This window comes from Legionella genomosp. 1, from assembly GCF_900640215.1.
GTDB lineage: Bacteria > Pseudomonadota > Gammaproteobacteria > Legionellales > Legionellaceae > Legionella_C > Legionella_C quinlivanii_A.
Map to the genome: position 1 here is coordinate 150,921 of NZ_CAAAJH010000006.1, position 22,378 is coordinate 173,298.

Sequence of the window (22,378 nt, forward strand, 5' to 3'; positions counted from 1 at the left end):
AAAAGTTTTGATTCTTGTCTAATCCCCTACTGGATAATCCAAGTGAATCAGTTAAACTTACTAGTATAAAGCGGGTAAACAAAGAGGATTTGAATGAAACCATCGTTGCAGCTCAGTATTAGTCAGCAGCTGACATTGACCCCACAGTTACAACAGGCAATACGCCTGCTTCAGTTATCCACCCTGGATTTACAACAGGAAATACAACAGGCGGTTGAATCCAATCCCATGCTTGAGGCAAGCCCCAATGAGGATAAGGATGATTCTTCAGAAGCAGATCACCAAATCCCCGATGAGTTTGCCGACTTCCAATGGTCGCAACTGTACTCCAATAGCGGAAAACGTAGTTTGTTTGAAGATAATGATCTTAATTACGATAATCTGCATTGCACCACCACTAATCTGCAGGATCATTTACGCTGGCAGCTCGAACTGACGCCTATGAGTGATGTGGATCGCGTAATTGCCACTGCAATTATTGATGCCATTGATAACGATGGTTTTTTAACACAAAGCCTGACCGAACTCCATACCAGCCTGGATAGCGAAAGCCATCCACTCGAAATGGATGAAATTGAAGCGGTGCGGCATCGCTTGCAGCATTTCGATCCAGTAGGCTGTGCATCAATCAATCTTTCTGAAACCCTTTCGGTACAACTTGAACAACTACCCAGTGATAATAGTGATGTCGAGCTCGCCAAGGAAATTATACGAAACAGTATCGAATTACTGGGTCAGCATAATTACCGGCAGCTAATTAAAAATTATCAGACCAGTGAAGAACAGTTAAATCGTGCCCTGCAGATTATCCAAAAGCTTAATCCCAAACCTGGCACAGTGATTCAGGAAGAAATTACCGAATATATTATTCCGGATGTGATTGTTAAAAAAATAGATGGCCGATGGCAGGTATTACTAAATCAAAGTACTCTGCCGCGTTTATCGATTAATAATCAATACGCTTCATTGATTCAAAGAGCAGATAATAGCCCTGACAATCAATTTCTGAAGAATAATCTTCAGGAAGCCCGCTGGTTTTTAAAAAGCATTCAAAGCAGGCAGGAAACCTTATTAAAAGTAGCAAATTGCATTGTGGATTATCAGATGGATTTCTTCGAACATGGTGATGAAGCGATGAAGCCATTGATCCTTAATGATGTCGCTCAGGCTCTTGATATGCATGAGTCCACTATTTCCAGAGTGACTACGCAAAAATTTATGCATACCCCGCGCGGCGTATTTGAACTTAAGTATTTTTTCTCAAGCCATGTCGCCACTTCTACGGGGGGTGAGTGCTCATCAACGGCTATCCGTGCAGTAATAAAGAAACTCATCGCCGCAGAAAATAGAAAAAAACCGCTGAGCGACAGTAAAATTGCAGACCTTATTGCACAGCAGGGGATTCAGGTTGCCCGCCGTACCGTAGCAAAATATCGGGAGGCAATGGGGATCCCCCCTTCCAATGAAAGAAAAAGTATTTCATAATGTAGTTGTAATCAAAGAAGGAGAAATATTATGGAAATTAATTTTACAGGCCATAATGTTGATGTCACCCCTGCTTTAAGAGACTTTACTAAAGGTAAATTCAATAAGCTTGAGCGTCATTTTGATAAAATAACGGCAATCCATGTAGTTTTCGATATTGAAAAGCTGGTAAAAATTGCTGAGGCGACTATTTTAGTTGCCAAAGCCGAGATTCATGCTCGAGCCGAATCTGAAGATATGTATGCAGCCATTGATGTTTTAGTCGACAAACTCAACCGCCAACTCATCAAACATAAAGAAAAAATTCAAACTCATCGCGAATAATTAACCGATTAAAAATTAAATCGGGCCTTCTGGCCCGATTTTTTTCTGCATCTTTAAAATTTCAAACCCTTCAGAAAGAGTCAGACACTGTAGGTTGAGGCCTTGGCCCAACCTACACTACTCCAGCTTAATGGCAGTGACCAAGCCCCTCTTCCAAACTTACTCCATATCTCCAGTATATTCACCGAAGCAAGCCATACTGTTTAATTTCGCACGTTTCAATAAAGCAGCCTGTGCTTTCTCAACATTCTCCGCTTTCCCTTTCCATGCTTGCAGACAGTCTTCCTGTAAAGCTCTGCCATAGGAGAAGCTCAATACCCAAGGCTGATAACCTGTGCAGTTAATCGCATTCAAATTGGCAGTAGCCTGCTCCGGACTTTGACCGCCAGAGAGGAAATTGATTGTTGGAACCGCTGCGGGAACCATGTTACGAAATACGCTGATAGTGTAATCAGCTACTTCTTCAGGAGTAGAAAATGGATTATGTTTTTTGCCGCTCGTAATCATACTTGGCTTCAGAACAATGTTTTCAAGCTCCACCTGATGAATAAACAGTGAATGGAAGAGTTCGTGCAGAACCATTTCGGTCGCCTGGGCGCAATGCTCGATATCGTGATCTCCATCCATTAATACTTCAGGCTCAACAATAGGTACAATACCCGTTGCCTGACAGATAGAAGCATAACGAGCCAGCATTTCGGCCCCAGCCTTAATTGCGGTTAAACTGGGGGTGCAATCGCTAATTGAATACACATTACGCCATTTAGCAAAGCGCGCACCCAATTTCTTGAAATGAGCCAGACGCTCAGCCAGACCGTCAAGTCCCTGAGTGACTTTTTCATCGTTGGTGTTGGGTAATGTAATCAATCCCTTGTCCACTTTAATGCCAGGTACAATACCTTTGGCAGCGAATAATTCAGCAACAGACGTTCCATTCTGGTCGCGGTGTTCAAATGTTTCTTCAAATAAAATCACGCCATTGATGTACTGCTCCAAACCTTCTGTGTTTGCCAGCAATAAACGATAGTCACGTCGATTCTCTTCTGTATTTTCCACATTGATGGTTTCAAAACGTTTGCCGATTGTGCCGCTGCTTTCGTCGGCGGCCAGAATACCCTTGCCATCTTGTAAAAGCTGATCCATTGTTGTTACCAACTCATCATAATTCATAGTCACTTCTTCTCCTCATTGTTTCTTATTTCAGGATTTGTTCAGCTTTGCATCAATCGGAGCTGCAATCCGGTTTTTGAGTTACCGTGAAATATACTTTTCGCGTATAACCTGTTGGGTAGCAAATCCTTTGGATTTTAACAGTTCAAAAGACTCGTCGATCATACCCGGATTTCCACATAAATAAACTATATCTTCTTCTGGATTCAGACTTAATTCGGTAAACGCGTGCTGTACATAGCCGCTGCACTGATGCTCAATTAAAGATCCGCTGGGCTCACGGCTTAACTGCGCTCTGAAAATGACCTGCTGCGGAAACGCCTTGGCTAACTCCAGAAACTCATTTTCATAAAGTACATCGCTGCGGGTTTGTCCTCCAAACAAAATAACCAGTTTGAGATCGGGGTTCATTTCCATACGACGCTTTAATTCAGGCAGCATTGCCCGGTATGGAGTGACTCCGGTACTGGTCGCCACCAGCAAATACCGCTTCGGCGGCTCATCCTTTAGCGTCAGTCTTCCAAAGGGACCACTAATCTGAATCACGTCCCCTGGCTGCAGATTAAATAAAAATGCGGTTCCTGGGCCATTTTCTACAAAACCTGCCGCAAACTCAATACGATTGTCACACAATGGAACATTGGCGATACTATAGCTTCGTTTTAATTGTTTGCCATCCCGGTCGAAATGAATACTAATGAATTGACCTGGCAAGTAAGTAAAAGGCGGATTCTCCTGGAGTTCAAATATAAAATGCTTTACTTTTGAGGATAACATGAAAGCATCAGCTAGTTTGGCAGAAATAGTTTTGACTGGCATTATTGGATTACCCGATTAAAAAAAACTTAATATAGTAAAAAAACTGTATTTGCAAGAGATCTCTTTTTAAAAAAGTATATAATTAAACCATGAATAGTGCAGATTTAATTCAAATGATCGGCAATTTAAGTCGATCCCTCTTTCCTGTACAGTCCCTGATTTCCGGATTGGCCTATATATTGGGCATTTTATTTTTCATGACCGCGATTGCCAAACTGCGAAAAATTGGAGATTATCGCGCCAATTCATCCTCACAGGAAAAAATGTTTGGACCCATCGCCTATATAGTCGGCGGAGCCGCTTTGCTTTTTCTTCCCTCAGCAGTGGCTTCCTTATCAAACACGGCTTTTGGGGTTGGAAATATTTTGCAATACGCTAATTATAATCCCACAAATATCTATAGCTCAATGGACTTAGTCATAAGAACCGCGGGATTGATCTGGTTTGTTCGCGGAGCTGTACTGCTCACTCATGCCAGTGAGCCGGGAGTGCAGGATGGCCCCAAAGGCCTTGCTTTTCTGGCTGGAGGTGTGTTTGCCATGAATTTTGATAATACCATTGCCTTCATGGGCTGGATTGTCAACCAGTTAACCTCCCTGGCACTCACATTCCGCTATGTTTAGCAGGGCAGCCAAAAAGCCAGCCTGATGCTAATCCCCTTCCTTACAGATTTTCAAATCATTTTCTTTGGCGAAATCCATAATGGCCTGGTAGACCTGCGGGCTGGTTTCTTTAAGTTTGGGATCAAGTAAAACGCATTTATAGCCTTCTGCATTAACACTGGGCTGTAATAAGGGAGAGTATCGAATTCGACGATTTTTAAAACTGGCTAAGGTACCGCTCATGCGCTCAGCCCAATCGCTGGGACGAAAGGTTTTGCCCTGCTGAGTTACTCCTTCAATTACAATTTTCTTATCATCAGAATCAGACATTTCAAACGCATAAACAAAACAGTATGCCTATTATAGCATCATATTGAAAAAACCACGACTCGCAAAACTACTCTGCCAGAAAAATGTGGAATTCTAAATCAGCGCCATTGTTCTGGCCTGATTCAGTCTTTATCACTCAAGAGCATTAACGAATAAACGCTAACCACTGATTATAACAAATTTATAAGAAAAGGATAATCATGGCGAGACACTTGCCAATTATGCTAGGATAATCCAATTTTTATAGCAGGTATTAGCAGTGAACCCCAAAGAGAGTCATTCCGGGATCTATTTACTTCCCAATCTTTTTACAACAGCCAGTTTGTTCGCAGCCTTTTATTCAATTGTCGCCTCATTAAAGAACCAATATGAGACCGCCGTCATTGCTATTTTTATTGGCATGCTCGCTGATGGCCTGGATGGCCGTATTGCTCGTTTGACCAACACGCAAACCGCATTTGGCGCTCAATACGACAGTTTATCGGATATGGTTACTTTTGGAGTAGCCCCTTCATTGCTGGTTTACAGCTGGGGGTTGGATAGGCTGGGTAAAATTGGCTGGTTGGTTGCTTTTGTGTACACAGCCGCAGTCGCTTTGCGATTAGCCCGTTTTAACACCCAGGTTGAGGTAGCCGATAAGCGTTATTTTCAAGGCCTGGCCTGTCCGCCCGCGGCGGCAATTGTATCTTCTTTCGTATGGCTTTGTTTTCAAAATGAGTTTAATCATCTTTCCATTGTCATTTTAACTGCTGCTATTACAGTGGTCACCGCAGTACTGATGGTCAGCAATATTCGTTATCATAGTTTTAAAGAAATTGATTTCAAAGGCAAAGTTCCTTTTTTATATCTGCTGATAACGGTTATATTATTTGTGGCAATTGCTGCCAATCCCTCAGTCGTTTTATTTATTGGGTTTGTTCTTTACGCACTATCAGGACCGCTTCAGCTTCTTGTATCACTGCATAAAAAGCGGCGATTTGAAAAACAGCCCCCGGCAGAATGAGTTAGCCGGCCTGGCTGTGGCTTACAGATAGGCTCACTGCCATTATGTTAAGGAACTTTGTCCTTCCCGCGCAGGCGGGAATCCATTCCTCAATTGGCATTATAGTTTATCTCAGAGACGGATCCCCGCCTTCGCGGGGAGGACAGTTTAATAGAAAAATTGAGCTTAATTTAATGGCAGTGACAAGTAGGCTATCGTGTTTTTGAACCGGACTAAGAGCCATTCACTCTTATTCTGGCTCTCCAAATCGATTATTGATCAACGCGACTAATGCTTTTTCCATTTCCACTTCATCAGGGCCTTCAATCACCATCTCCAGTTCACTACCCACTCCACCCGCCAGCATCATCACGCCCATAATGCTTTTACCATTGACGGTCTTTTTGTTGAAAGTCACATCGATCTGGCTCTGATAACGTGCAGCCAGGGCAACAAATTTGGCCGAGGCTCTGGCATGTAAACCGAGCTTATTAATAATTTTTACTGTGGTTTTTATCATAAACTCTCATCTGCAGTGAATCGGTTATTAATTTTTATCCGGGGATTATTTGGTGCTTCCATTAGCCGATTAAAAAGCTCTTTTTCACAAGTCAGCTCGCGGCATATTCCAGTAAATTCCGGGTCGGTAAACTGAACGATGATATCGCGCAATAATTTCAGATGACGCTCGCTTTGATTTTCAGGAACAGCTAATCCAATAATTAAATCCGTTAGCTGCCGGTCTTCAGCACAGAAATCAACAGGATGCAGCAGGCGGATGAAACAGGCTCTAGCCTGATTTAAATCCTTAACCCGCACATGGGGGATGGCGATACCCTGGCCAATTGCGGTACTACCCATGCTTTCTCGCTTCCAGTAAGCACTGAAAAGATCCTCACGATTTAACTCAGGAAAACAGTCGCTTAATATCTGGCTAATCTTTTGTAATACGGCTGCTTTACTTTTAGAACTTGAATCAACATTGACACAATCAGGGACCATTATTTGAGCTAAGAACATGCAAGCCTCTCCAAATCCGGCATTGTTGCATCAATAGAAAACCCGTCGTCTTTGCGAACGCAGTGAAGCAATCCAGATTGAATCTTGAGCAAAATCAGGAACTGGATTGCTTCGCTAACGCTCGCAAAGACGGTTATGTATGCATCTATCTTCATTTATGCAACAACGCCTCCAAATCCGCAGAGTCTGTATTTTACTGCTCTTGCCTACAGAGCACAATCTTTGTTTTATATCTCAAACCAGGCACAGAGAGGAAGGTGATCAGATAAGGTTCTCCAGGGTTTCCCATGGAGACAAAGGGCTTCCAGAGGTTTTAAACCCCGATAATAAATACGATCCACGCAAAGCGTGGGTTTTATAGCCGGAAACGAACGAGCGGGTTCACCTTTCAGAGTTAGAAAAGCTTCATATATCTGAAGTTCCTCTGCCAAAGGTTTAGACAAATGCAATCGCCAATCGTTAAAATCACCAGCCATGATCAGAGGCTCATCCTCTGGAATAGACTCTGAGATTCGCTGCATCAACGCCCGGCATTGAAATGCCCGTTCGCGTTTGAATAAGCCTAAATGTACGCAAAGCAAATGCAGATTTTTTTGTTCATTCCCCTCGCCGATTTTAATTTGACTATGAAGAATGCTTCTGGAAGCGCGGTTTCGGCTGGATAAATTAAGATTTTCAAAGGCCTCGAAGCTAAATTTGCTAAGGATTGCATTCCCATGATGACCCGATTGGTACACGGCATTCTTGGCATAAAGATAATGAGGCCATTCCTTTTCAGCAATATATTCAAATTGCGGTCTGTCAGGCCACCTCTCAATTCGCTTCTCCCGGCGAATATGAAGTCCCTGCACTTCCTGTAAAAAGACAAAATCAGGACTCAAACCAGATAAGGCCATGCGCATTTGCGGTAGTAAAAACCGAAGTCTTCCCGCACCAAAACCTTTGTGAATATTGTAGGTAATTATTGAAAAGGTTTTCCCAAATGTTGTCATGGAGCTCTTTGTCAGATGCCTGTATATCAAGAATAACACTATTTTCCGGTGCTAAAACAGAGTGTTCCATATATTTCAGACTCAGGGTAATAAGCTTTTATTGAAAATAGATTAAGCTTACTCCACAATGGCGTCCTATATTCAGGCACAGAGAATCAATTAATATCATCTGATTCAACCAGGAACCTGCCATGTATCATAATTTAGACCTTGGCTATGACCGCAGTATTAATGATGTCATAACCGAATTAGAGGGAATTGACCCGGAAGAAGTGAAGCAGCTAAGTATTGATTCACTGGATTCCAGTCTGTTTTCTTATGAAGACCTGCTTACTATAAGCCAGAGAGTTCCAACATTCATTAACACTCTTGATATCACCAATTTAAATTCTGGTAAGCTTGATCTGCAGAAACTGAGCGAATTCCTCTCCTGTATGCCAAAGCACTTTTTGAAAGCGGGGTTTAATATCAGAGGATTGAAATCCCGGCCCATTGATAAGGTCTGCGGCTTATTAGGCAGCCTGGCATCCACAGCAATACATCATTTGGAATTATCGGACAATTCCACCGACGATATGAATATTACTGAAATAAATGAGGAGAGTTTTTTTGACCGCAGCCCGGAAGAAATTATCAGAGTGGCTCGCACATTACCCCCTGACATTCACTCATTAGCTGTAGTCAGAGGCAATATTCATTCCGGGAACTATCGTAATCTGGCTCTTTTTTTAAAGAACTTATCTGAAACAGTGATTAGCCTTGATATAAGTGAAAACTCATTCGAGAATTTAAATATTGGCCAAATACTGCACATTTTGGCATCCATTCCAAAACCCATCATCTCACTTAAGCTTTGCAATAACAATATGGGCAGATTCTCCAGCGTAATGGCACTAATATGCGATGTATTGCCTGAAAATCTGATTAATCTGGATTTGAGTTTCAATGATTTTGCCGGAGCTTTCATCAATTTAAAACGACTTGAGCAGCTCTGCAAATTAAAATTAGCCGGTAACAACTATGAAGCATTGCATTATCGAGCGCTAAGACTTCGTTTTCAGGGTTTGCCTGCGCGGACAACACAAGTGATGTTCTGCTTTTCTCATCAGGAAAATCAAAGAAGCTCCTATATAAACCCGGCCAACTTCAGCTTTGAGGATTGGAATCAATCCAGCATGAAACAATTTTTTGATGTCCAGAGTTCCTTCCCTCGCCCGGCCTCGAGTAGTCAGTTCAACTTCTTTCCCATGGAGATAGCTGAAAATCAACCATCAGAAGGCAGCCATGAGACTGACGGTGCGGTCTCATCACTACAAGGCAGAACATCTACGACAAGACCGTCCTAGAAGTATTGCAGATTGAAACAGATCAGGGTAGATTGTTTTTCCTGATATCACCTGGTATAGCCTCAGCCTGAAATTGTTTTAAGGATTGGAATGTCCTGTCGATTTGAGCTTAGTAACACAGAGCCACGAAGTTTATTTATTGAGGTTCAAGACGGACTCGGTGTTTTGACGCTCGCTAAAGAGCAGAATCTAAAAACGATTATCAATGCCCTGAGTTCAGAATTTTCTTACATCAAAAAGCTCACTCTTGCCGGCAGCGGGCTTATGCAGTTTGATTATGACGAGTATGTCAGTATATTACGCGCACTTCCCAAAGGACTTGGCAATCTCAATATATCGGCTAATTATCTCGATCGTTTCAGCCCTGAACAACTGCTATTTCTAGGTTATGTTTTACCCACCCAATTACGCTGTATTAAGGCAGAAGGAAATAATCTTTCAGCCCAGGCACTCATTTCATTTCTGAATGGCCTTGCAAATAATCTGCCTTCACTGGAACAACTGAATACTCGTAATAACCCGGCAATCGTCTGTGACAGCTTTATGCTCATCAGCATCTGGCAGGCATTCCCCAAATCATTACGTCATTTGCTTATGGATAGTATCGATCTATCTCATTTTACCCCGCAGCAGATTATTGAGCTTATTCCGCACTATCCGCGTGCTTTCCAAAGCCTGCATCTGGACTTTGGAGGCTGGCGTGCTGAATGGGTATTTTCACTGTTCAGACAATTGCCTGGTCATCTCAGGAAACTGGTGATTGCCATTCCTTTTCCCCATAGTATTTCCCGTAACATGCTGGATGCCTGGAAGACATTACCCCGGCATATCCATGAAATTGAGATTTTAGATACCAGTTTTCAAAAAGAATGGATTTACAGCTTATCTGTTTTTATTGGAAATCTGCATGTAGAAAAATTAAGCCTTGCTTATAATAATCTGGGTCTTTTAGAACCACATGATGCGGTACTCTTGACTCGTTCTGTTTCTTCGTTTACAAAACAACTGGATTTGTCTTATAACCAGTTACCAGAAAGCAGCATACCTTTCTTTTTTGCCGGCGTTTCAAAGGAATTGAAGACTCTTATACTTCATGGCAATGGGTTTGAATCTCTCCCCCGGGAAAAACTGATTTCCTATTTCAAGTTTCTTCCCCATAACGATATCCGCCTGCATTTTGGCAGGATGAAGATGACTCGAGGGGAGTTTGAGACATTCAGATATAATCAGCCTTCTTTTATAACAGCGAAGCTTGCTCCACCGGATAGCCCTATCATCGGCGATCCTGTCCACTTAAACGAGAGTATTGTTTCATTACGCCGTAACTCTCATTATCGATTTTTTACGACAACACCCAATATAGAGCCGCCGCCAGAGGAAGACGCTCTGGCAGTGACCCAATACTCTTCCCAGCCCACGCTTTTAATGCCATCTCCCCAATATCCGCAATCAATTAGCTGGCTTCAAGGCAGATAAGTTTAAATGGTTTTAGTTATACTATAACAAGTCAACTGATTTAAACATTGCAGAGTGATTATGGACAACTTCTATTTAGATATTCCCGGCTTTCAGATTGCTGGTAGAACCTGGGGGGACAAAAGTCTGCCACCATTACTATGCCTGCACGGCTGGCTGGATAATGCCAACTCGTTTGAGCCCCTGGCTCCATTTTTGAGCGAAAAATTTTATGTTATTGCCATAGACTTGCCCGGGCATGGTTTGTCATCTCATTTACCCGATGGGTATCATTATCATTTTAGTGATGGCATTTTCACTGTGTATCAGATTATTAAACAGCTGGGATATGAGAAAATCCATTTACTGGGGCATTCGATGGGAGCTTGTCTTGCGAGCCTTGTAGCCGGTGTACTTACCGAGAATGTTTTGTCTTCCGTTTTAATTGAAGGCTTAGGTCCATTATCCGCTCCAGAGGAAACATGTAGTGAACAACTTTCAAATTATATAAACCGCAGCCTTTGGGCTTCTGCCAAAGCGGCGAAACCTTATCCATCTCTTGAACTGGCTGCACAGGCAAGAGCGCACAATGGTCACTTACCTATTGAATATGCACGAATTCTCTGTCAGCGCGGTGTAGATGAGCAAGCAAAAGGCTATTATTGGCGGCACGACCGCAAATTAATTCACCCCACTCCACTGCGAATGACCGAAGGGCAGGTTCTGTCCTGTCTTAAAGAAATTATTTCCCCAAGCTATCTTATCTGGGCCGATAATGGCTTTGGCTTTCCCAAGAGAGAAATGGAAAAACGAATCCAGGCAGTTAAAGGCATCCAGGTGCAGATGTTGTCAGGCGGTCATCATATTCATATGGAAAATCCGGAAACGGTTGCAAAATCCATGCAGAGTTTTTACAAATCGCTTGAATAAGCCTTGCAGGAATAAATGACTAAAGATGCCCGGTCAAAGCGACCGGGCTTAAGAAAGGCGATTAGCTACATGAGTTGTAGTTAATGGCAACAACACCTAACGATTTTTTGATGTCTTCGACTGAGTAGCCCAGGTCTTTCGCTGCGCTTATCATACCGCAACCGCCTTCATCAAAAGTTTCATAAGGAGTCCAGTAATCCATATTGGCTTTAACCATCACATCAAAAGCCTTTTTGGGATCCCAACCAGCCTGATTAGACAGCGTGTAATACAATCTGTTGTACACACCACTGGAGAAGTGAACATCGAGGCTGCTATCGTATTCATCAGCAGAGTCAATTGACATACCATCTTTACTGGGTACATCCATATAACGCAGAGTCTCCCAGCCGCTGTCTTCTTTCATGATTTCAGCGCCGATCATCCAACTGCTTTTGCCCACTGAATAATACTCAGCGGCCATTGCGGCCATGTCAGAGAATGATTCATTCATTCCGCCTGATTGACCATAATATTCCAGTCCGGAATGCTGTTCAGTAAATCCGTGACTGACTTCATGGCTGCCGACACCCAGGGAAACTAATGGATACATAAAGGTATCGCCGTCACCAAAGGTCATTTGCTTGCCATCCCAATAGGCATTTTCGTAACCTTGGCCATAATGTACGCGCATTACTAACTGCATGGGCGAACCATCTCGTTTCTTCAACGCTTCCACACCATACCAGTCGTGATACATGTGTTTGATTACATAACCAGCATATAACGCATCATTGGTCGGTGAATAGGCGCCATTGTCGCGATCATAGCCATCCGCTTTGTAACCAGTCCAGAAAATGTCCTCATCCCCATCATCCTTCTTACAGGAGAAACTCATGGGCTTGTTGGTTGAATAATAACTATGCTCCATATCCACTACACGAACTTCTTTATTCTCCATATAGCATTTATTAAGCAGTTTGGAGCGGGTGATTTCCAGGAGGGGCAGATCACGGCCATAGCTTACTTCACCTACTTTGCTGTTACCACCAAAGCCTTTCCCTTTAACGGCAGCACGTCCTGTCTTGATATCATTCCATTGGACAAATGGTTTTAAAGTATCAGCATCAAGAATTGCGGAGGGTCTTTCCGGAATACGATCATCATAACGAACATAAACGCTTACTTTATAAGCCCAGTGCGCTTTATTTTGTTTATCGATATACACTACCGGCGTAACTTGTTCTTCGCTGACATCATTTGAATTATATTGCGCTTTGAATTGATTCAGCGCCGCGTCGCCATTTTTTATTAAATCAGCAGATGGTTTGCCTAATTCCGCTTTTAAACCGGAATACACTTTACCATTCATTGAAACCTTGCCTTTTCCAGCGACCAGGCTGCTCGCAGCATTGGTGCTATGAAGAATGGCATAACCACCGATTACATTATAACCCGCATATTGTTGCTGCATACGGACATGGTTTACATGATTTTTATCGGTGCTTTCCTGCAAATATTGCAAACTATCGTCAGAAGCCGCCACACCCTGCTGTACACCGGGTAAAGCCAGATGAAACTGTTGTTGGAGATTCTGCAAAGACGCATTTTGTAACTGCACAGGCTCAGCTGCATGGGCAGAAGAGGCAATGATCAATGACAAACCTGCTGCAAGAGGTGATAATTTGAGATTGTAGTGCATTAATACTAACTCCTTAAGCTAATACACATGAGGCAGCTCGTCCCAGAGAGCCCATGTTGTTAAAAAACACCAGACTTGACTCACAAAATTTGACAGCCTGACTTTGAAAAGTCTGGTAACAACCAACCAGTAAAAACAACTAACTGAATCGGTTTCCGAATTCCAGCTTAAAGCATCTGAGGTTGGCTTATACCAAAATCCGTGAAAGCAATTCTATCAGCTAGCAGTCAAACTACCATAGTTTTATTTAATTTTAAATTGTTAATTTTTAATCTGTTAATCGCCCATTCTTTAAAGAATACCTTATCAGGCTTTTGCACTTGGCTGCTCTTATACTGTACAATACCGCTTTCTTTTTTTTCGTGCTTGGCATGGCTACTATTATTACTGATATTGATTTGGCGGCTCATCAGCTCATCCGGGGTGATATTGTGGCCATTCCCACAGAAACCGTTTATGGCCTGGCAGGAAATGCTACAGATGAAGCAGCGATCGCTAAAATCTATCAACTGAAAAACAGACCCTTAAATCATCCGTTGATAGTGCATGTGGCATCGGACACCGATTTGCTGGAATGGGTAAATTATATTCCTCCTTATGCGCATAAGCTCATGGAGAAATTCTGGCCAGGTCCTCTGACTTTGGTTTTCTCAGCCCGCCCTGGTAAAATCAGCCCTTCAGTGACAGGAGGCCAGTCGACCGTCGCGATACGCTGTCCGGCTCATCCCATTGCCCAAACCCTTCTTAATAGCCTGAACTTTCCTTTAGTGGCTCCCTCCGCCAATCCTTTTGGAAAAATAAGCCCGACCACCGCAGAACATGTTCAGGACAGCTTCCATAGTGATTCATTGCTTATTCTCGATGGCGGTCGAGCTACGGTAGGGATTGAATCCACTATTGTGGATGCGACTCATCCTGAAAGTTACCAGTTATTACGGGCGGGCATTATCAATGAAGAAGCACTGGATACTTTTCTCAATGCAAAAGCCTTGTCCATGGTCAATGAAACCCGTGTTTCAGGCAGGCTAAAGCAGCATTATCAGCCCGAAAAAACACTGTTTTATTTTGATGACCAATATAGCCTTAAGCGATTTATCCAAAGCCAATCTCAATCCGTCTACGCATTATGTTTCGAAAAGCTTAGTCTGCCAGCGACCCATTCCAGTTATCAATTACCGGCCCATGCCAGCGAGATGGCTTATGAGCTTTATTTTCAATTACGGCGTGCTGATAAATCCGAGGCCGCAGTCATTGCCATCGAACTGCCTCCTGATACTGTAGAATGGCAGGGGATACGCGAACGGATTATCAAAGCGGGAAGACCTGGAACTTAAAAGGGTAAAAGCTTGATTCTATTTAGAAGCAATCTTGTCGGTATCATGCCGATATGTTCGAGCATCTGGACAATATTAAAATCTTCAGGCAGAATCCATCAAATTTTGCAAGTTAACTAAGTCATGAAGAAAATTCTGGTATTACACGGCCCCAATTTGAATCGGCTTGGAACTCGGGAACCAGAGGTCTATGGAACATCAACCCTGGACCAAATCAATCAACGCTTACAAGATGATGCCGGCAAAGCCCAGGTTTCAATTGCCTTTTTCCAAAGCAACAGCGAGTCAGAATTGATTGATAGAATCCATCAGGCCGCTGATGAACAGGTAGACCACATAATTATCAATGCTGCGGGCTTAACCCATACCAGTATTGCTCTTCGTGATGCACTGGCGGCTGTAGCCATTCCATTTATTGAAGTACATTTGAGTAATATTCATTCACGCGAAGCGTTTCGCCACCATTCTTTTTTGTCCTCAATCGCCCAGGGAATAATTTGCGGCTTCGGTGCCAACAGTTATTACCTTGCATTGCAAGCGATTGTGAATAATTAATAATTTTTAGAGAGTAACCAATGGATATCCGCAAAATCAGAAAATTAATCGAACTACTGGAAGAAACCGGTATTTCAGAAATAGAAATCAAAGAAGGCGAAGAGTCAGTGCGCTTAAGCCGGCATTATACGATGGAAGCGCCACAAGCCGTTCGTTATGCCCCGCCTCCTGTTGCGGCTCCTGCCAACCAGGCCAGCCCCATGCCGGCTACTGCCGAAAACAGGGAGAACATTACAGCAACGGCCAAAGGACATCGAGTTAAATCCCCGATGGTCGGCACGATGTATACCTCCCCCTCTCCTGATGCCCCCGCATTTGTCACGATAGGCCAGACTGTTAAGGCCGGCGACACACTTTGCATCGTGGAAGCGATGAAAATGTTTAACGAAATTGAAGCAGATCGGGCAGGCAGAATTGTAGATATTCTGGTGGCTAACGGGGAACCGGTTGAATATGACCAACCCTTGTTTGTGATTGAAGAATAAGGGAGTCCTTATGCTTAGTAAAATTGTAATTGCCAATCGCGGAGAAATTGCCCTGCGAATTCTCCGTGCCTGCAAAGAACTGGGAATTCAAACCGTTGCAGTACACTCCGATGTGGACAAAGACCTGCTGCATGTGCGGCTGGCTGATGAAACGGTGTGCATTGGTCCTGCTCCGTCTCAAAAAAGCTATCTTAATATTCCGGCTATTATATCGGCAGCGGAAATTACCGATGCAGTAGCTATCCATCCCGGTTATGGATTTTTATCAGAAAATGCCGATTTTGCCGACATTGTGGAGCAAAGCGGTTTCACCTTTATTGGCCCGCGCGGCGATACCATTCGCCTGATGGGTGACAAGGTTTCTGCAATTGCCGCCATGAAAAAGGCGGGTGTACCCTGTGTTCCAGGATCGGATGGTCCGCTGACTGATGATGACAAATTAAACCTGTCTCTTGCCAAACAGATTGGCTATCCCGTCATTATTAAAGCGGCAGGCGGAGGCGGCGGACGAGGGATGCGGGTTGTTCATTCTGAAGCGAACCTCTTAAACGCGATCGCTTTAACCAGCAGTGAAGCGAAAGCAGCCTTCAATAATCCGATTGTCTACATGGAAAAATTTCTTGAAAATCCTCGCCATGTGGAATTTCAGGTGCTGGGCGATGGAAAAGGCAATGCTATTCATTTAGGTGAGCGCGACTGCTCCATGCAGCGCCGTCATCAGAAAGTGATCGAAGAAGCGCCGGCTCCTGGTATTACACCAGAACTTCGCAAGGAAATAGGCGAGCGTGTCGTGAACGCCTGCCGTGAACTCAAATACCGAGGTGCTGGAACCTTTGAATTTCTGTATCAGGACGGCTGCTTTTATTTTATCGAAATGAATACCCGTATCCAGGTGGAACATCCGGTCACCGAGATGATCACCGGTATCGATTTAATTAAAGAACAAATCAAAATCGCCAGCGATTTGCCATTCACTCTTAAACAAGAGGACATTAAGCTGAAAGGCCATGCGGTTGAATGCCGTATTAATGCCGAAGATCCAAGAAACTTCATGCCCTGCCCCGGAACGATTCGTCTGTTGCATCAGCCTGGAGGGCCTGGAATTCGCTTTGATTCGCATATCTACAGCAGCTATACCGTTCCTCCCAATTATGATTCCATGATTGGAAAACTCATCAGTTATGGGGAAACCCGTGCTGAAGCCTTCGCGAGAATGCGAAATGCGCTAGACGAAATAATTATTGACGGTATCAAGACTAATATTGAATTACACCAGCGTATTCTGCGTGATAAATCCTTTATGCAGGGTGGAACCAATATTCACTACCTGGAAAAAATGTTGAAGGAATAAGCTGTGTGGTATCAAATACAAATTGAAAATTGTCAGCATGAACAGATTGAACTACTCAATGACTATTTGGAAAATGCCGGCGCCTTATCCATTACGCTCACTGACAAAAATGATGATCCGGTATTGGAACCGGCGCCAGGCACCACTCCTCTCTGGCCCGATGTAGTCATTAATGCCTTATTTTCGGACGAGAACGAGGCGCTGCAGACATTGAGCAATCTGCAATCCGATTTCCCAATGCTCCACTCTCACATGGAGTCACTCCCGGATCAGGATTGGGAACGAAGCTGGATGGACGATTTTAAACCTCAGCAGTTTGGCAAACGCTTGTGGATTTGTCCTTCCTGGCATACTCCACCTGAACCAGAAGCGGTGAATCTCATTCTGGATCCAGGTCTTGCTTTTGGAACTGGCAATCACGCGACCACCAGTCTTTGCCTCCATTGGTTAGGAAATAACGATGTCAGCGGTAAAACCATAATTGACTATGGTTGCGGTTCCGGGATCCTCGCTCTGGCAGCGCTTAAACTGGGAGCAGATAAAGCCTACGCCGTGGATATCGATCCGCAAGCCCTGCAAGCGACCGAAAATAATGCAATCAGCAATCATTTACTTAATGAACACTTGCAAATCAGTTTACCAGACACCCTGAATGAACCTGTTGACCTGATGATTGCCAATATCCTTCTTTCTCCTTTACTCCAGTTAAAAGAGGTGTTTCACAAGCTGTTAAACCCACAAGGCAGATTACTGGTATCAGGCATTTTGAATGAGCAGGTTGAAGGTCTGGTTAAAGAATACGAGAATCACTTTGCGTTGCAGCAAACCTACAATCATGAGGGATGGAGTTTGCTGGAATTTATCCGCAATGAATAATTCATTGAAATCTCCACTATTTCCCGAAATAAATGCTACAGGAGTATTTTATGGCTGAACAACACTGGCAAACTTTTTCTCCAAAACGTGCATTGCTTAGTGTCTCCGACAAACAGGGTATCGTTAGTTTGGCTAAACTGCTGAGTGAATATGGCATTGAACTGGTAGCCACTGGCAATACGGCTGTAATACTTCGTGAACAAGGCTTGGCAGTCACTGATGTCAGTGAATGCACTGGCTTTCCTGAAATTATGAATGGGCGCGTCAAAACATTACATCCCGCTATTCATGCAGGCATCCTGGCCAGAGGGGAACAAGATTCTCCTGTATTGCAACAGCAGGGAATCAAAGCCTTTGATCTGGTTATTGTTAATCTTTATCCTTTTGAGCAAACGATCAGCAATCCGGAGTGTAATTTTGACAGTGCGATAGAAAATATAGATATCGGCGGCCCGTCAATGATACGAGGCGCTGCAAAAAATCATGCGCATGTCTCGGTTATCGTGAGTCCGGCTGATTACGATAAACTCTCTGAATATATTAAAGCTGGGAAGAAACCAGCCCACTGGAATTTTGAGTTGGCGAAGAAAGCCTTTGCCCATACAGCCGCCTATGATGCATCCATTGCCAATTATTTTGGAACGCTGAATGAAAATAAAATTCCAAGCGGCTTCCCTGATACCCTGACCTGCCAGTTTACAAAACATTTTAATTTACGCTATGGGGAAAATCCTCATCAGCAAGCTGCGTTCTACCTGGAAAAAAAAGCATCCCCTCATTCATTGGCACGGGCTGAAGTCATTCAGGGTAAAGAGTTATCTTATAACAACCTGCTGGATGCCGATGCCGGTTTTGATACCATCAAATCATTTACCAGAGAACAGCCTGTCTGTGTCATTGTTAAACATGGGAACCCCTGCGGCATTGCGCAGAGCAAAACTCAGTTACAAGCTTATATTAAAGCCTATGAATGCGATCCGGTTTCTGCTTATGGCGGTATTCTGGCCTTTAACGGCTGTCTGGATGCAGAAACAGCCCAAAATATTCTTTCCCGACAATTCGCCGAAGTCATTATTGTGCCGGCAATTAGCGCAGAAGCCAAAATTATTCTGGCAGGCAAACCGAATATTCGCGTGTTGGTTACGGGCGGCATAGCACCTTCCGAGCGTTTTGAGCTGGATTCACGCCGTGTGGAAGGCGGCTTATTAATTCAGGAACACGACAGCTTCCCCATCGCTTCCGAGCAATTCAAAATTGTTACCCGACATGCTCCCTCTCAGCAGCAGAAAGAAGATCTGTTATTTGCCTGGGCGGCAGTAAAACATGTGAAATCCAACGCCATAGTTCTTGCCAAACACCATGCAACAATTGGTATTGGTGCAGGTCAAACCAGCAGGGTAATGAGTACCCGAATAGCCCTCTGGCAAGCCAAAGAGCGCCAGTTCGATTGCCGGCAAGCGGTCATGGCCTCGGATGCTTTCATTCCCTTCGCGGATAGTGTGGAAATGGCCATTGAGGCAGGCATTACCGCCATTATTCAGCCAGGCGGCTCAATCCGGGACAACGAGGTTATAGAGGTAGCCAATGCTGCAGGCATCAGCATGATATTTACTGGTTTTCGCCATTTCAGGCATTAAGATAATTAAGAAGTTAGAAGAGTTTCTGATTAACCGTCTTTGCGAGCCCTGGCGAAGCAATCCAGATCGATGTTTTCTTAAAGCTAGATGTAGATTGCTTCACTTTGTTCGCAAAGACGGCTGTATGAGATGTGACTAGAGTCAGCTACTTACAGCCGGTTACTTGTTATTCCTTAATCAATCCCAATTCTTTAACCGCCGCTTTCTCTTGACGTAATTCTTCAAGAGTCGCCTGGAATTTAGCTTGTCCGTAGTCGTTTAAAGGTAAATTCTCAACCACCGACAATTTGCCATTCTGTACACGGCAAGGGTATGAGAAAATTAAGCCTTTATCGACACCATACTCTCCATTTGAACGAAGACACATAGAAAAGGATTCATGAGACACGGTATCGGTAACCAGATGATTAACACCCTGGATAATCGCATTGGCCGCAGACGCAGCAGAAGATGCCCCTCTGGCTTTGATGACTGCAGCACCGCGCTGTTGAACCGTTGAAACGAAGGTCTCTTTCAACCAGGTCTCATCATTAATGACTTTTGCAGCCGACTCTCCTTTAATTTTTGCATTATAAAAATCAGGATATTGAGTCGCAGAATGGTTACCCCAAATGGTCATTTGCGTAACATCCGTTACCGGCACACCCGCTTTTTTAGCCAACTGGGTGCGGGCGCGTAATTCATCCAGCATCGTCATCGCATAGAAACGATCACCAGGAACATCTGGCGCACTGTGCATGGCAATCAGGCAGTTAGTGTTGCATGGATTTCCGACCACAAAAACGCGGACATCATCTGCGGCATGATCATTAATCGCCTGGCCTTGTTTAGTGAAAATACCGCCATTAATCTGCAATAAATCAGAGCGTTCCATGCCTTGTTTACGCGGAACCGCTCCCACGAGAACAGCCCAGTTAACGCCATTCATCCCATCTTTTAAATCAGCAGTACAATGAATTCTTTTCAGTAATGGAAAAGCACAGTCATCCAATTCCATCGCCACACCTTCCAGAGAAGGCAATGCCTGCTCAAGCTCCAGTAAATTCAGTTCCACTTCGGTTTCCGGACCAAACATTTGACCTGAAGCAATACGAAACAGTAAGGCATAGCCAATCTGACCAGCAGCTCCAGTCACTGCAACTCTAACACGATTACTCATTATTTTTTTCCTTCTCTAACCATTGTTTGACTAAAAAAAGCGCCGCAATGCTGCGGGCTTCAGAAAAATCGGGGCGTAATAAAAGCTCATCACTTGCATATAATGGCCATTCAATAACCTCCGGCGGTTCAGGCTCATCTCCAGATAATGACGCCGGATATAAGTCTCTGGCCAATACGACATCCAAACGCGCCCCAAAATAACCCGGAGCCAGGGTCAGAGAGTGTATCCAATCCAGACGCCTGGCTCCAAACCCTGCTTCCTCGCGCAACTCCCGATCAGCGGCCTGCAAAGCTGATTCTCCCTTTTCAATCAGCCCTTTGGGAAATGCCACTTCATAGGCATCAGTCCCAGCAGCATATTCTCTGACCAGAAGAAAAGATTCGGAAGGTGTCAAGGCAACTATTAATACAGCCCCATGCCCATGATGACGAATTCGCTCATATACTCGCCGGGAACCATTGCTAAATTCTAATTGCATTTGCTCAATAGTAAACAAATTGGATTTTGCAATCACGGTTTTTTGCTTACAAACAGGTTTTTCACGCATTGTTAAACTATCCCATCTTGTTCTAGCGGAGAGTATACATTTTAATCACTCCACTTTCTTTGCTGCCAAACAGCCCCTTGTGGTATTATTACACTTCCACATAAGTCAGTCTAATCCGAGTCAATGATTCCAACATCACTGTATATTCATGTTCCCTGGTGTATTCGTAAATGCCCTTATTGCGATTTTAATTCACATAAAAGCCCTCAGGAGTTGCCGGAGCAACAATACATCCAGGCATTACTAAATGATCTCAAACAGGATCTCATTGATTTTCCTCAACGGCAAATTATTTCCATTTTTATTGGCGGAGGCACGCCCAGTTTATTATCAGCCAGTGCCTATGCCTGTCTTCTGGAAGAAATTGGCAAACTGCTGCCTCTGTCTGAAGACATTGAAATCACCATGGAAGCGAATCCCGGCACGGTAGAACAGCAGCGCTTCCGAGGATATCGAGAGGCTGGAATCAATCGCCTTTCGCTCGGCATTCAAAGCTTCAACCCAGAGCACTTAAAAAAACTTGGCCGTATACACGATGATAAACAAGCCCATTTTGCCATCGAAACCGCACGCCGGTCCGGCTTTGACAATATCAACCTTGATTTAATGCACGGATTGCCTGGTCAAACTATAGAACAGGGCCTTGCTGATCTTCAACAGGCACTACAGTATGAACCCGAACATTTATCCTGGTATCAGCTGACTCTTGAACCCAATACTGTCTTTTATAAGCAACGCCCTGTCCTGCCAGAGGACGATGAGATCGCTCTCATGGAGGAGCAAGGCTTTGCCCTGCTGCAGCAATCGGCTTATCAACGCTATGAAATTTCTGCTTTTAGTCAAAAAAACAGAGCATCCCGACATAATCTGAACTACTGGTTATTTGGAGACTATTTCGGTATTGGCGCAGGTGCGCATGGTAAAATAACCAAAGAACTCACTACACCAGAGATCATTCGCACCAATAAATACCGCCAGCCCACTGACTATCTTAATAAAGACAAGCCGTTTTGCGCCGGTAAAGAATCCATTGATGCCGATTCCCTGCTTTTTGAATTTTTCTTAAATACCACCCGCCTGGAACAAGCCATTCCCTTGAAACTGTTTACTGAAAGAACCGGATTGTCCCAAAGCCTCTTACTTGGCAAGTTAAAAAAAGCCTCTGAACTGAAGTTAATCATTCTTCAAGATGATCACTGGCAGGTAAGCCCTTTAGGAAGACAATTCACCAACAATCTGCAGGAGCTTTTTTTGCCCTGAGACTCTTAAGCGGAGTTCAATGAATATCGATAACT

General features: G+C 43.8%; 23 protein-coding genes. 14 read left to right on the forward strand and 9 right to left on the reverse strand.

Annotated features, from left to right (window positions below; translation table 11 throughout):
• Nucleotides 1-93 precede the first annotated feature (93 nt).
• Both E1O89_RS08100 and hpf read left to right on the forward strand, forming a co-directional pair.
• The gene (locus tag E1O89_RS08100) at nucleotides 94-1,485 is read left to right on the forward strand and encodes an RNA polymerase factor sigma-54 (RefSeq protein ID WP_133139732.1); all 1,392 of its coding nucleotides are present in this window, start codon (nucleotides 94-96) and stop codon (nucleotides 1,483-1,485) included.
• A gap of 30 nt (nucleotides 1,486-1,515) precedes the next feature.
• Nucleotides 1,516-1,809, forward strand: coding sequence for a ribosome hibernation-promoting factor, HPF/YfiA family (hpf, locus tag E1O89_RS08105; RefSeq protein WP_058508410.1), 294 nt, complete (start codon nucleotides 1,516-1,518; stop codon nucleotides 1,807-1,809).
• Nucleotides 1,810-1,968: 159 nt separating this feature from the next.
• On the opposite strand, the gene E1O89_RS08110 is transcribed toward hpf, so the two are convergent.
• The gene (locus E1O89_RS08110; protein WP_112220396.1) at nucleotides 1,969-2,979 is read right to left on the reverse strand and encodes a class I fructose-bisphosphate aldolase; all 1,011 of its coding nucleotides are present in this window, start codon (nucleotides 2,977-2,979) and stop codon (nucleotides 1,969-1,971) included.
• An 81-nt stretch (nucleotides 2,980-3,060) separates the two neighbouring features.
• Nucleotides 3,061-3,798, reverse strand: a complete 738-nt coding sequence (locus E1O89_RS08115; protein WP_133139733.1) for a ferredoxin--NADP reductase — start codon at nucleotides 3,796-3,798, stop codon at nucleotides 3,061-3,063.
• A gap of 89 nt (nucleotides 3,799-3,887) precedes the next feature.
• On the opposite strand from E1O89_RS08115, the gene E1O89_RS08120 reads away from it, so the two are divergent.
• Nucleotides 3,888-4,421 carry a type IV secretion protein IcmC gene (locus tag E1O89_RS08120; RefSeq protein ID WP_133139734.1) on the forward strand — a complete coding sequence of 178 codons (534 nt, stop codon included), beginning with the start codon at nucleotides 3,888-3,890 and terminating at the stop codon, nucleotides 4,419-4,421.
• Between the two features lie 27 nt (nucleotides 4,422-4,448).
• Here the strand turns inward: E1O89_RS08120 and E1O89_RS08125 are convergent, their stop codons facing one another.
• Entirely contained in the window at nucleotides 4,449-4,730 is a 282-nt protein-coding gene (locus E1O89_RS08125; protein ID WP_058508414.1) for a DUF3579 domain-containing protein, read from the reverse strand.
• 259 nt (nucleotides 4,731-4,989) lie between these two features.
• On the opposite strand from E1O89_RS08125, the gene pssA reads away from it, so the two are divergent.
• Complete coding sequence (gene pssA / locus E1O89_RS08130) at nucleotides 4,990-5,733, forward strand: CDP-diacylglycerol--serine O-phosphatidyltransferase (RefSeq protein ID WP_133139735.1); 744 nt, start codon at nucleotides 4,990-4,992, stop codon at nucleotides 5,731-5,733.
• 229 nt (nucleotides 5,734-5,962) lie between these two features.
• On the opposite strand, the gene E1O89_RS08135 is transcribed toward pssA, so the two are convergent.
• The 3 genes from E1O89_RS08135 to E1O89_RS08145 all read right to left on the reverse strand — a co-directional run bounded on the left by E1O89_RS08135 (nucleotide 5,963) and on the right by E1O89_RS08145 (nucleotide 7,724).
• Complete coding sequence (locus tag E1O89_RS08135) at nucleotides 5,963-6,232, reverse strand: HPr family phosphocarrier protein (protein WP_133139736.1); 270 nt, start codon at nucleotides 6,230-6,232, stop codon at nucleotides 5,963-5,965.
• A complete protein-coding gene (locus E1O89_RS08140; RefSeq protein WP_133139737.1) occupies nucleotides 6,229-6,732 on the reverse strand; it encodes a PTS sugar transporter subunit IIA in 504 nt (167 codons plus the stop codon). Before E1O89_RS08140 ends, E1O89_RS08135 begins: the two co-directional genes overlap by 4 nt.
• A 227-nt stretch (nucleotides 6,733-6,959) precedes the next feature.
• Entirely contained in the window at nucleotides 6,960-7,724 is a 765-nt protein-coding gene (locus E1O89_RS08145; RefSeq protein WP_112220391.1) for an endonuclease/exonuclease/phosphatase family protein, read from the reverse strand.
• A gap of 191 nt (nucleotides 7,725-7,915) precedes the next feature.
• Here E1O89_RS08145 and E1O89_RS08150 point away from each other — a divergent pair, with 191 nt between their 5' ends.
• The 3 genes from E1O89_RS08150 to E1O89_RS08160 all read left to right on the forward strand — a co-directional run bounded on the left by E1O89_RS08150 (nucleotide 7,916) and on the right by E1O89_RS08160 (nucleotide 11,455).
• Complete coding sequence (locus tag E1O89_RS08150) at nucleotides 7,916-9,070, forward strand: hypothetical protein (RefSeq protein WP_133139738.1); 1,155 nt, start codon at nucleotides 7,916-7,918, stop codon at nucleotides 9,068-9,070.
• Nucleotides 9,071-9,160: 90 nt separating this feature from the next.
• Entirely contained in the window at nucleotides 9,161-10,546 is a 1,386-nt protein-coding gene (locus E1O89_RS08155; RefSeq protein WP_133139739.1) for a hypothetical protein, read from the forward strand.
• Nucleotides 10,547-10,606: 60 nt separating this feature from the next.
• Complete coding sequence (locus E1O89_RS08160; RefSeq protein ID WP_133139740.1) at nucleotides 10,607-11,455, forward strand: alpha/beta fold hydrolase; 849 nt, start codon at nucleotides 10,607-10,609, stop codon at nucleotides 11,453-11,455.
• 61 nt (nucleotides 11,456-11,516) lie between these two features.
• Here the strand turns inward: E1O89_RS08160 and proA are convergent, their stop codons facing one another.
• Nucleotides 11,517-13,136 (reverse strand): zinc metalloprotease ProA, encoded by a 1,620-nt coding sequence (gene proA / locus E1O89_RS08165; RefSeq protein ID WP_133139741.1) that lies wholly within the window; start codon nucleotides 13,134-13,136, stop codon nucleotides 11,517-11,519.
• 371 nt (nucleotides 13,137-13,507) lie between these two features.
• On the opposite strand from proA, the gene E1O89_RS08170 reads away from it, so the two are divergent.
• The 6 genes from E1O89_RS08170 (at nucleotide 13,508) to purH (ending at nucleotide 19,374) form a co-directional block, all read left to right on the forward strand.
• Complete coding sequence (locus E1O89_RS08170; protein ID WP_133139758.1) at nucleotides 13,508-14,470, forward strand: L-threonylcarbamoyladenylate synthase; 963 nt, start codon at nucleotides 13,508-13,510, stop codon at nucleotides 14,468-14,470.
• A gap of 123 nt (nucleotides 14,471-14,593) precedes the next feature.
• On the forward strand, nucleotides 14,594-15,025 hold the full coding sequence (gene aroQ, locus E1O89_RS08175; protein WP_133139742.1) for a type II 3-dehydroquinate dehydratase: 432 nt from the start codon (nucleotides 14,594-14,596) through the stop codon (nucleotides 15,023-15,025).
• A 20-nt stretch (nucleotides 15,026-15,045) separates the two neighbouring features.
• The gene (accB, locus tag E1O89_RS08180; protein WP_112220385.1) at nucleotides 15,046-15,510 is read left to right on the forward strand and encodes an acetyl-CoA carboxylase biotin carboxyl carrier protein; all 465 of its coding nucleotides are present in this window, start codon (nucleotides 15,046-15,048) and stop codon (nucleotides 15,508-15,510) included.
• A gap of 10 nt (nucleotides 15,511-15,520) precedes the next feature.
• Complete coding sequence (accC, locus tag E1O89_RS08185; RefSeq protein ID WP_112220384.1) at nucleotides 15,521-16,861, forward strand: acetyl-CoA carboxylase biotin carboxylase subunit; 1,341 nt, start codon at nucleotides 15,521-15,523, stop codon at nucleotides 16,859-16,861.
• A gap of 3 nt (nucleotides 16,862-16,864) precedes the next feature.
• Entirely contained in the window at nucleotides 16,865-17,737 is an 873-nt protein-coding gene (gene prmA / locus E1O89_RS08190) for a 50S ribosomal protein L11 methyltransferase (protein ID WP_133139743.1), read from the forward strand.
• Between the two features lie 50 nt (nucleotides 17,738-17,787).
• Nucleotides 17,788-19,374: a bifunctional phosphoribosylaminoimidazolecarboxamide formyltransferase/IMP cyclohydrolase gene (gene purH, locus E1O89_RS08195; protein WP_133139744.1), complete on the forward strand. Its 1,587-nt coding sequence runs from the start codon at nucleotides 17,788-17,790 to the stop codon at nucleotides 19,372-19,374.
• Between the two features lie 166 nt (nucleotides 19,375-19,540).
• Here the strand turns inward: purH and E1O89_RS08200 are convergent, their stop codons facing one another.
• Both E1O89_RS08200 and nudE read right to left on the reverse strand, forming a co-directional pair.
• Nucleotides 19,541-20,533, reverse strand: coding sequence for a malate dehydrogenase (locus E1O89_RS08200; RefSeq protein ID WP_222845430.1), 993 nt, complete (start codon nucleotides 20,531-20,533; stop codon nucleotides 19,541-19,543).
• Nucleotides 20,526-21,083 carry an ADP compounds hydrolase NudE gene (gene nudE / locus E1O89_RS08205; protein WP_133139746.1) on the reverse strand — a complete coding sequence of 186 codons (558 nt, stop codon included), beginning with the start codon at nucleotides 21,081-21,083 and terminating at the stop codon, nucleotides 20,526-20,528. Before nudE ends, E1O89_RS08200 begins: the two co-directional genes overlap by 8 nt.
• Nucleotides 21,084-21,206: 123 nt before the next feature.
• Between nudE and hemW the strand changes: the two genes are divergently transcribed.
• The gene (gene hemW, locus E1O89_RS08210; RefSeq protein ID WP_133139747.1) at nucleotides 21,207-22,343 is read left to right on the forward strand and encodes a radical SAM family heme chaperone HemW; all 1,137 of its coding nucleotides are present in this window, start codon (nucleotides 21,207-21,209) and stop codon (nucleotides 22,341-22,343) included.
• The last annotated feature ends 35 nt before the right edge of the window (nucleotides 22,344-22,378 follow it).

Bases quoted from the DNA above. Each gene is read 5' to 3' on its own strand.
- accC (WP_112220384.1), top strand. From the start codon at position 15,521: ATGCTTAGTAAAATTGTAATTGCCAATCGCGGAGAAATTGCCCTGCGA.
- E1O89_RS08150 (WP_133139738.1), top strand. From the start codon at position 7,916: ATGTATCATAATTTAGACCTTGGCTATGACCGCAGTATTAATGATGTC.
- aroQ (WP_133139742.1), top strand. From the start codon at position 14,594: ATGAAGAAAATTCTGGTATTACACGGCCCCAATTTGAATCGGCTTGGA.
- E1O89_RS08140 (WP_133139737.1), bottom strand. From the start codon at position 6,732: ATGTTCTTAGCTCAAATAATGGTCCCTGATTGTGTCAATGTTGATTCA.
- hemW (WP_133139747.1), top strand. From the start codon at position 21,207: ATGATTCCAACATCACTGTATATTCATGTTCCCTGGTGTATTCGTAAA.
- E1O89_RS08170 (WP_133139758.1), top strand. From the start codon at position 13,508: ATGGCTACTATTATTACTGATATTGATTTGGCGGCTCATCAGCTCATC.
- E1O89_RS08135 (WP_133139736.1), bottom strand. From the start codon at position 6,232: ATGATAAAAACCACAGTAAAAATTATTAATAAGCTCGGTTTACATGCC.
- E1O89_RS08120 (WP_133139734.1), top strand. From the start codon at position 3,888: ATGAATAGTGCAGATTTAATTCAAATGATCGGCAATTTAAGTCGATCC.
- E1O89_RS08145 (WP_112220391.1), bottom strand. From the start codon at position 7,724: ATGACAACATTTGGGAAAACCTTTTCAATAATTACCTACAATATTCAC.
- proA (WP_133139741.1), bottom strand. From the start codon at position 13,136: ATGCACTACAATCTCAAATTATCACCTCTTGCAGCAGGTTTGTCATTG.
- E1O89_RS08125 (WP_058508414.1), bottom strand. From the start codon at position 4,730: ATGTCTGATTCTGATGATAAGAAAATTGTAATTGAAGGAGTAACTCAG.
- E1O89_RS08160 (WP_133139740.1), top strand. From the start codon at position 10,607: ATGGACAACTTCTATTTAGATATTCCCGGCTTTCAGATTGCTGGTAGA.
- purH (WP_133139744.1), top strand. From the start codon at position 17,788: ATGGCTGAACAACACTGGCAAACTTTTTCTCCAAAACGTGCATTGCTT.
- hpf (WP_058508410.1), top strand. From the start codon at position 1,516: ATGGAAATTAATTTTACAGGCCATAATGTTGATGTCACCCCTGCTTTA.
- E1O89_RS08115 (WP_133139733.1), bottom strand. From the start codon at position 3,798: ATGCCAGTCAAAACTATTTCTGCCAAACTAGCTGATGCTTTCATGTTA.
- nudE (WP_133139746.1), bottom strand. From the start codon at position 21,083: ATGCGTGAAAAACCTGTTTGTAAGCAAAAAACCGTGATTGCAAAATCC.
- E1O89_RS08110 (WP_112220396.1), bottom strand. From the start codon at position 2,979: ATGAATTATGATGAGTTGGTAACAACAATGGATCAGCTTTTACAAGAT.
- E1O89_RS08200 (WP_222845430.1), bottom strand. From the start codon at position 20,533: ATGAGTAATCGTGTTAGAGTTGCAGTGACTGGAGCTGCTGGTCAGATT.
- E1O89_RS08100 (WP_133139732.1), top strand. From the start codon at position 94: ATGAAACCATCGTTGCAGCTCAGTATTAGTCAGCAGCTGACATTGACC.
- accB (WP_112220385.1), top strand. From the start codon at position 15,046: ATGGATATCCGCAAAATCAGAAAATTAATCGAACTACTGGAAGAAACC.
- E1O89_RS08155 (WP_133139739.1), top strand. From the start codon at position 9,161: ATGTCCTGTCGATTTGAGCTTAGTAACACAGAGCCACGAAGTTTATTT.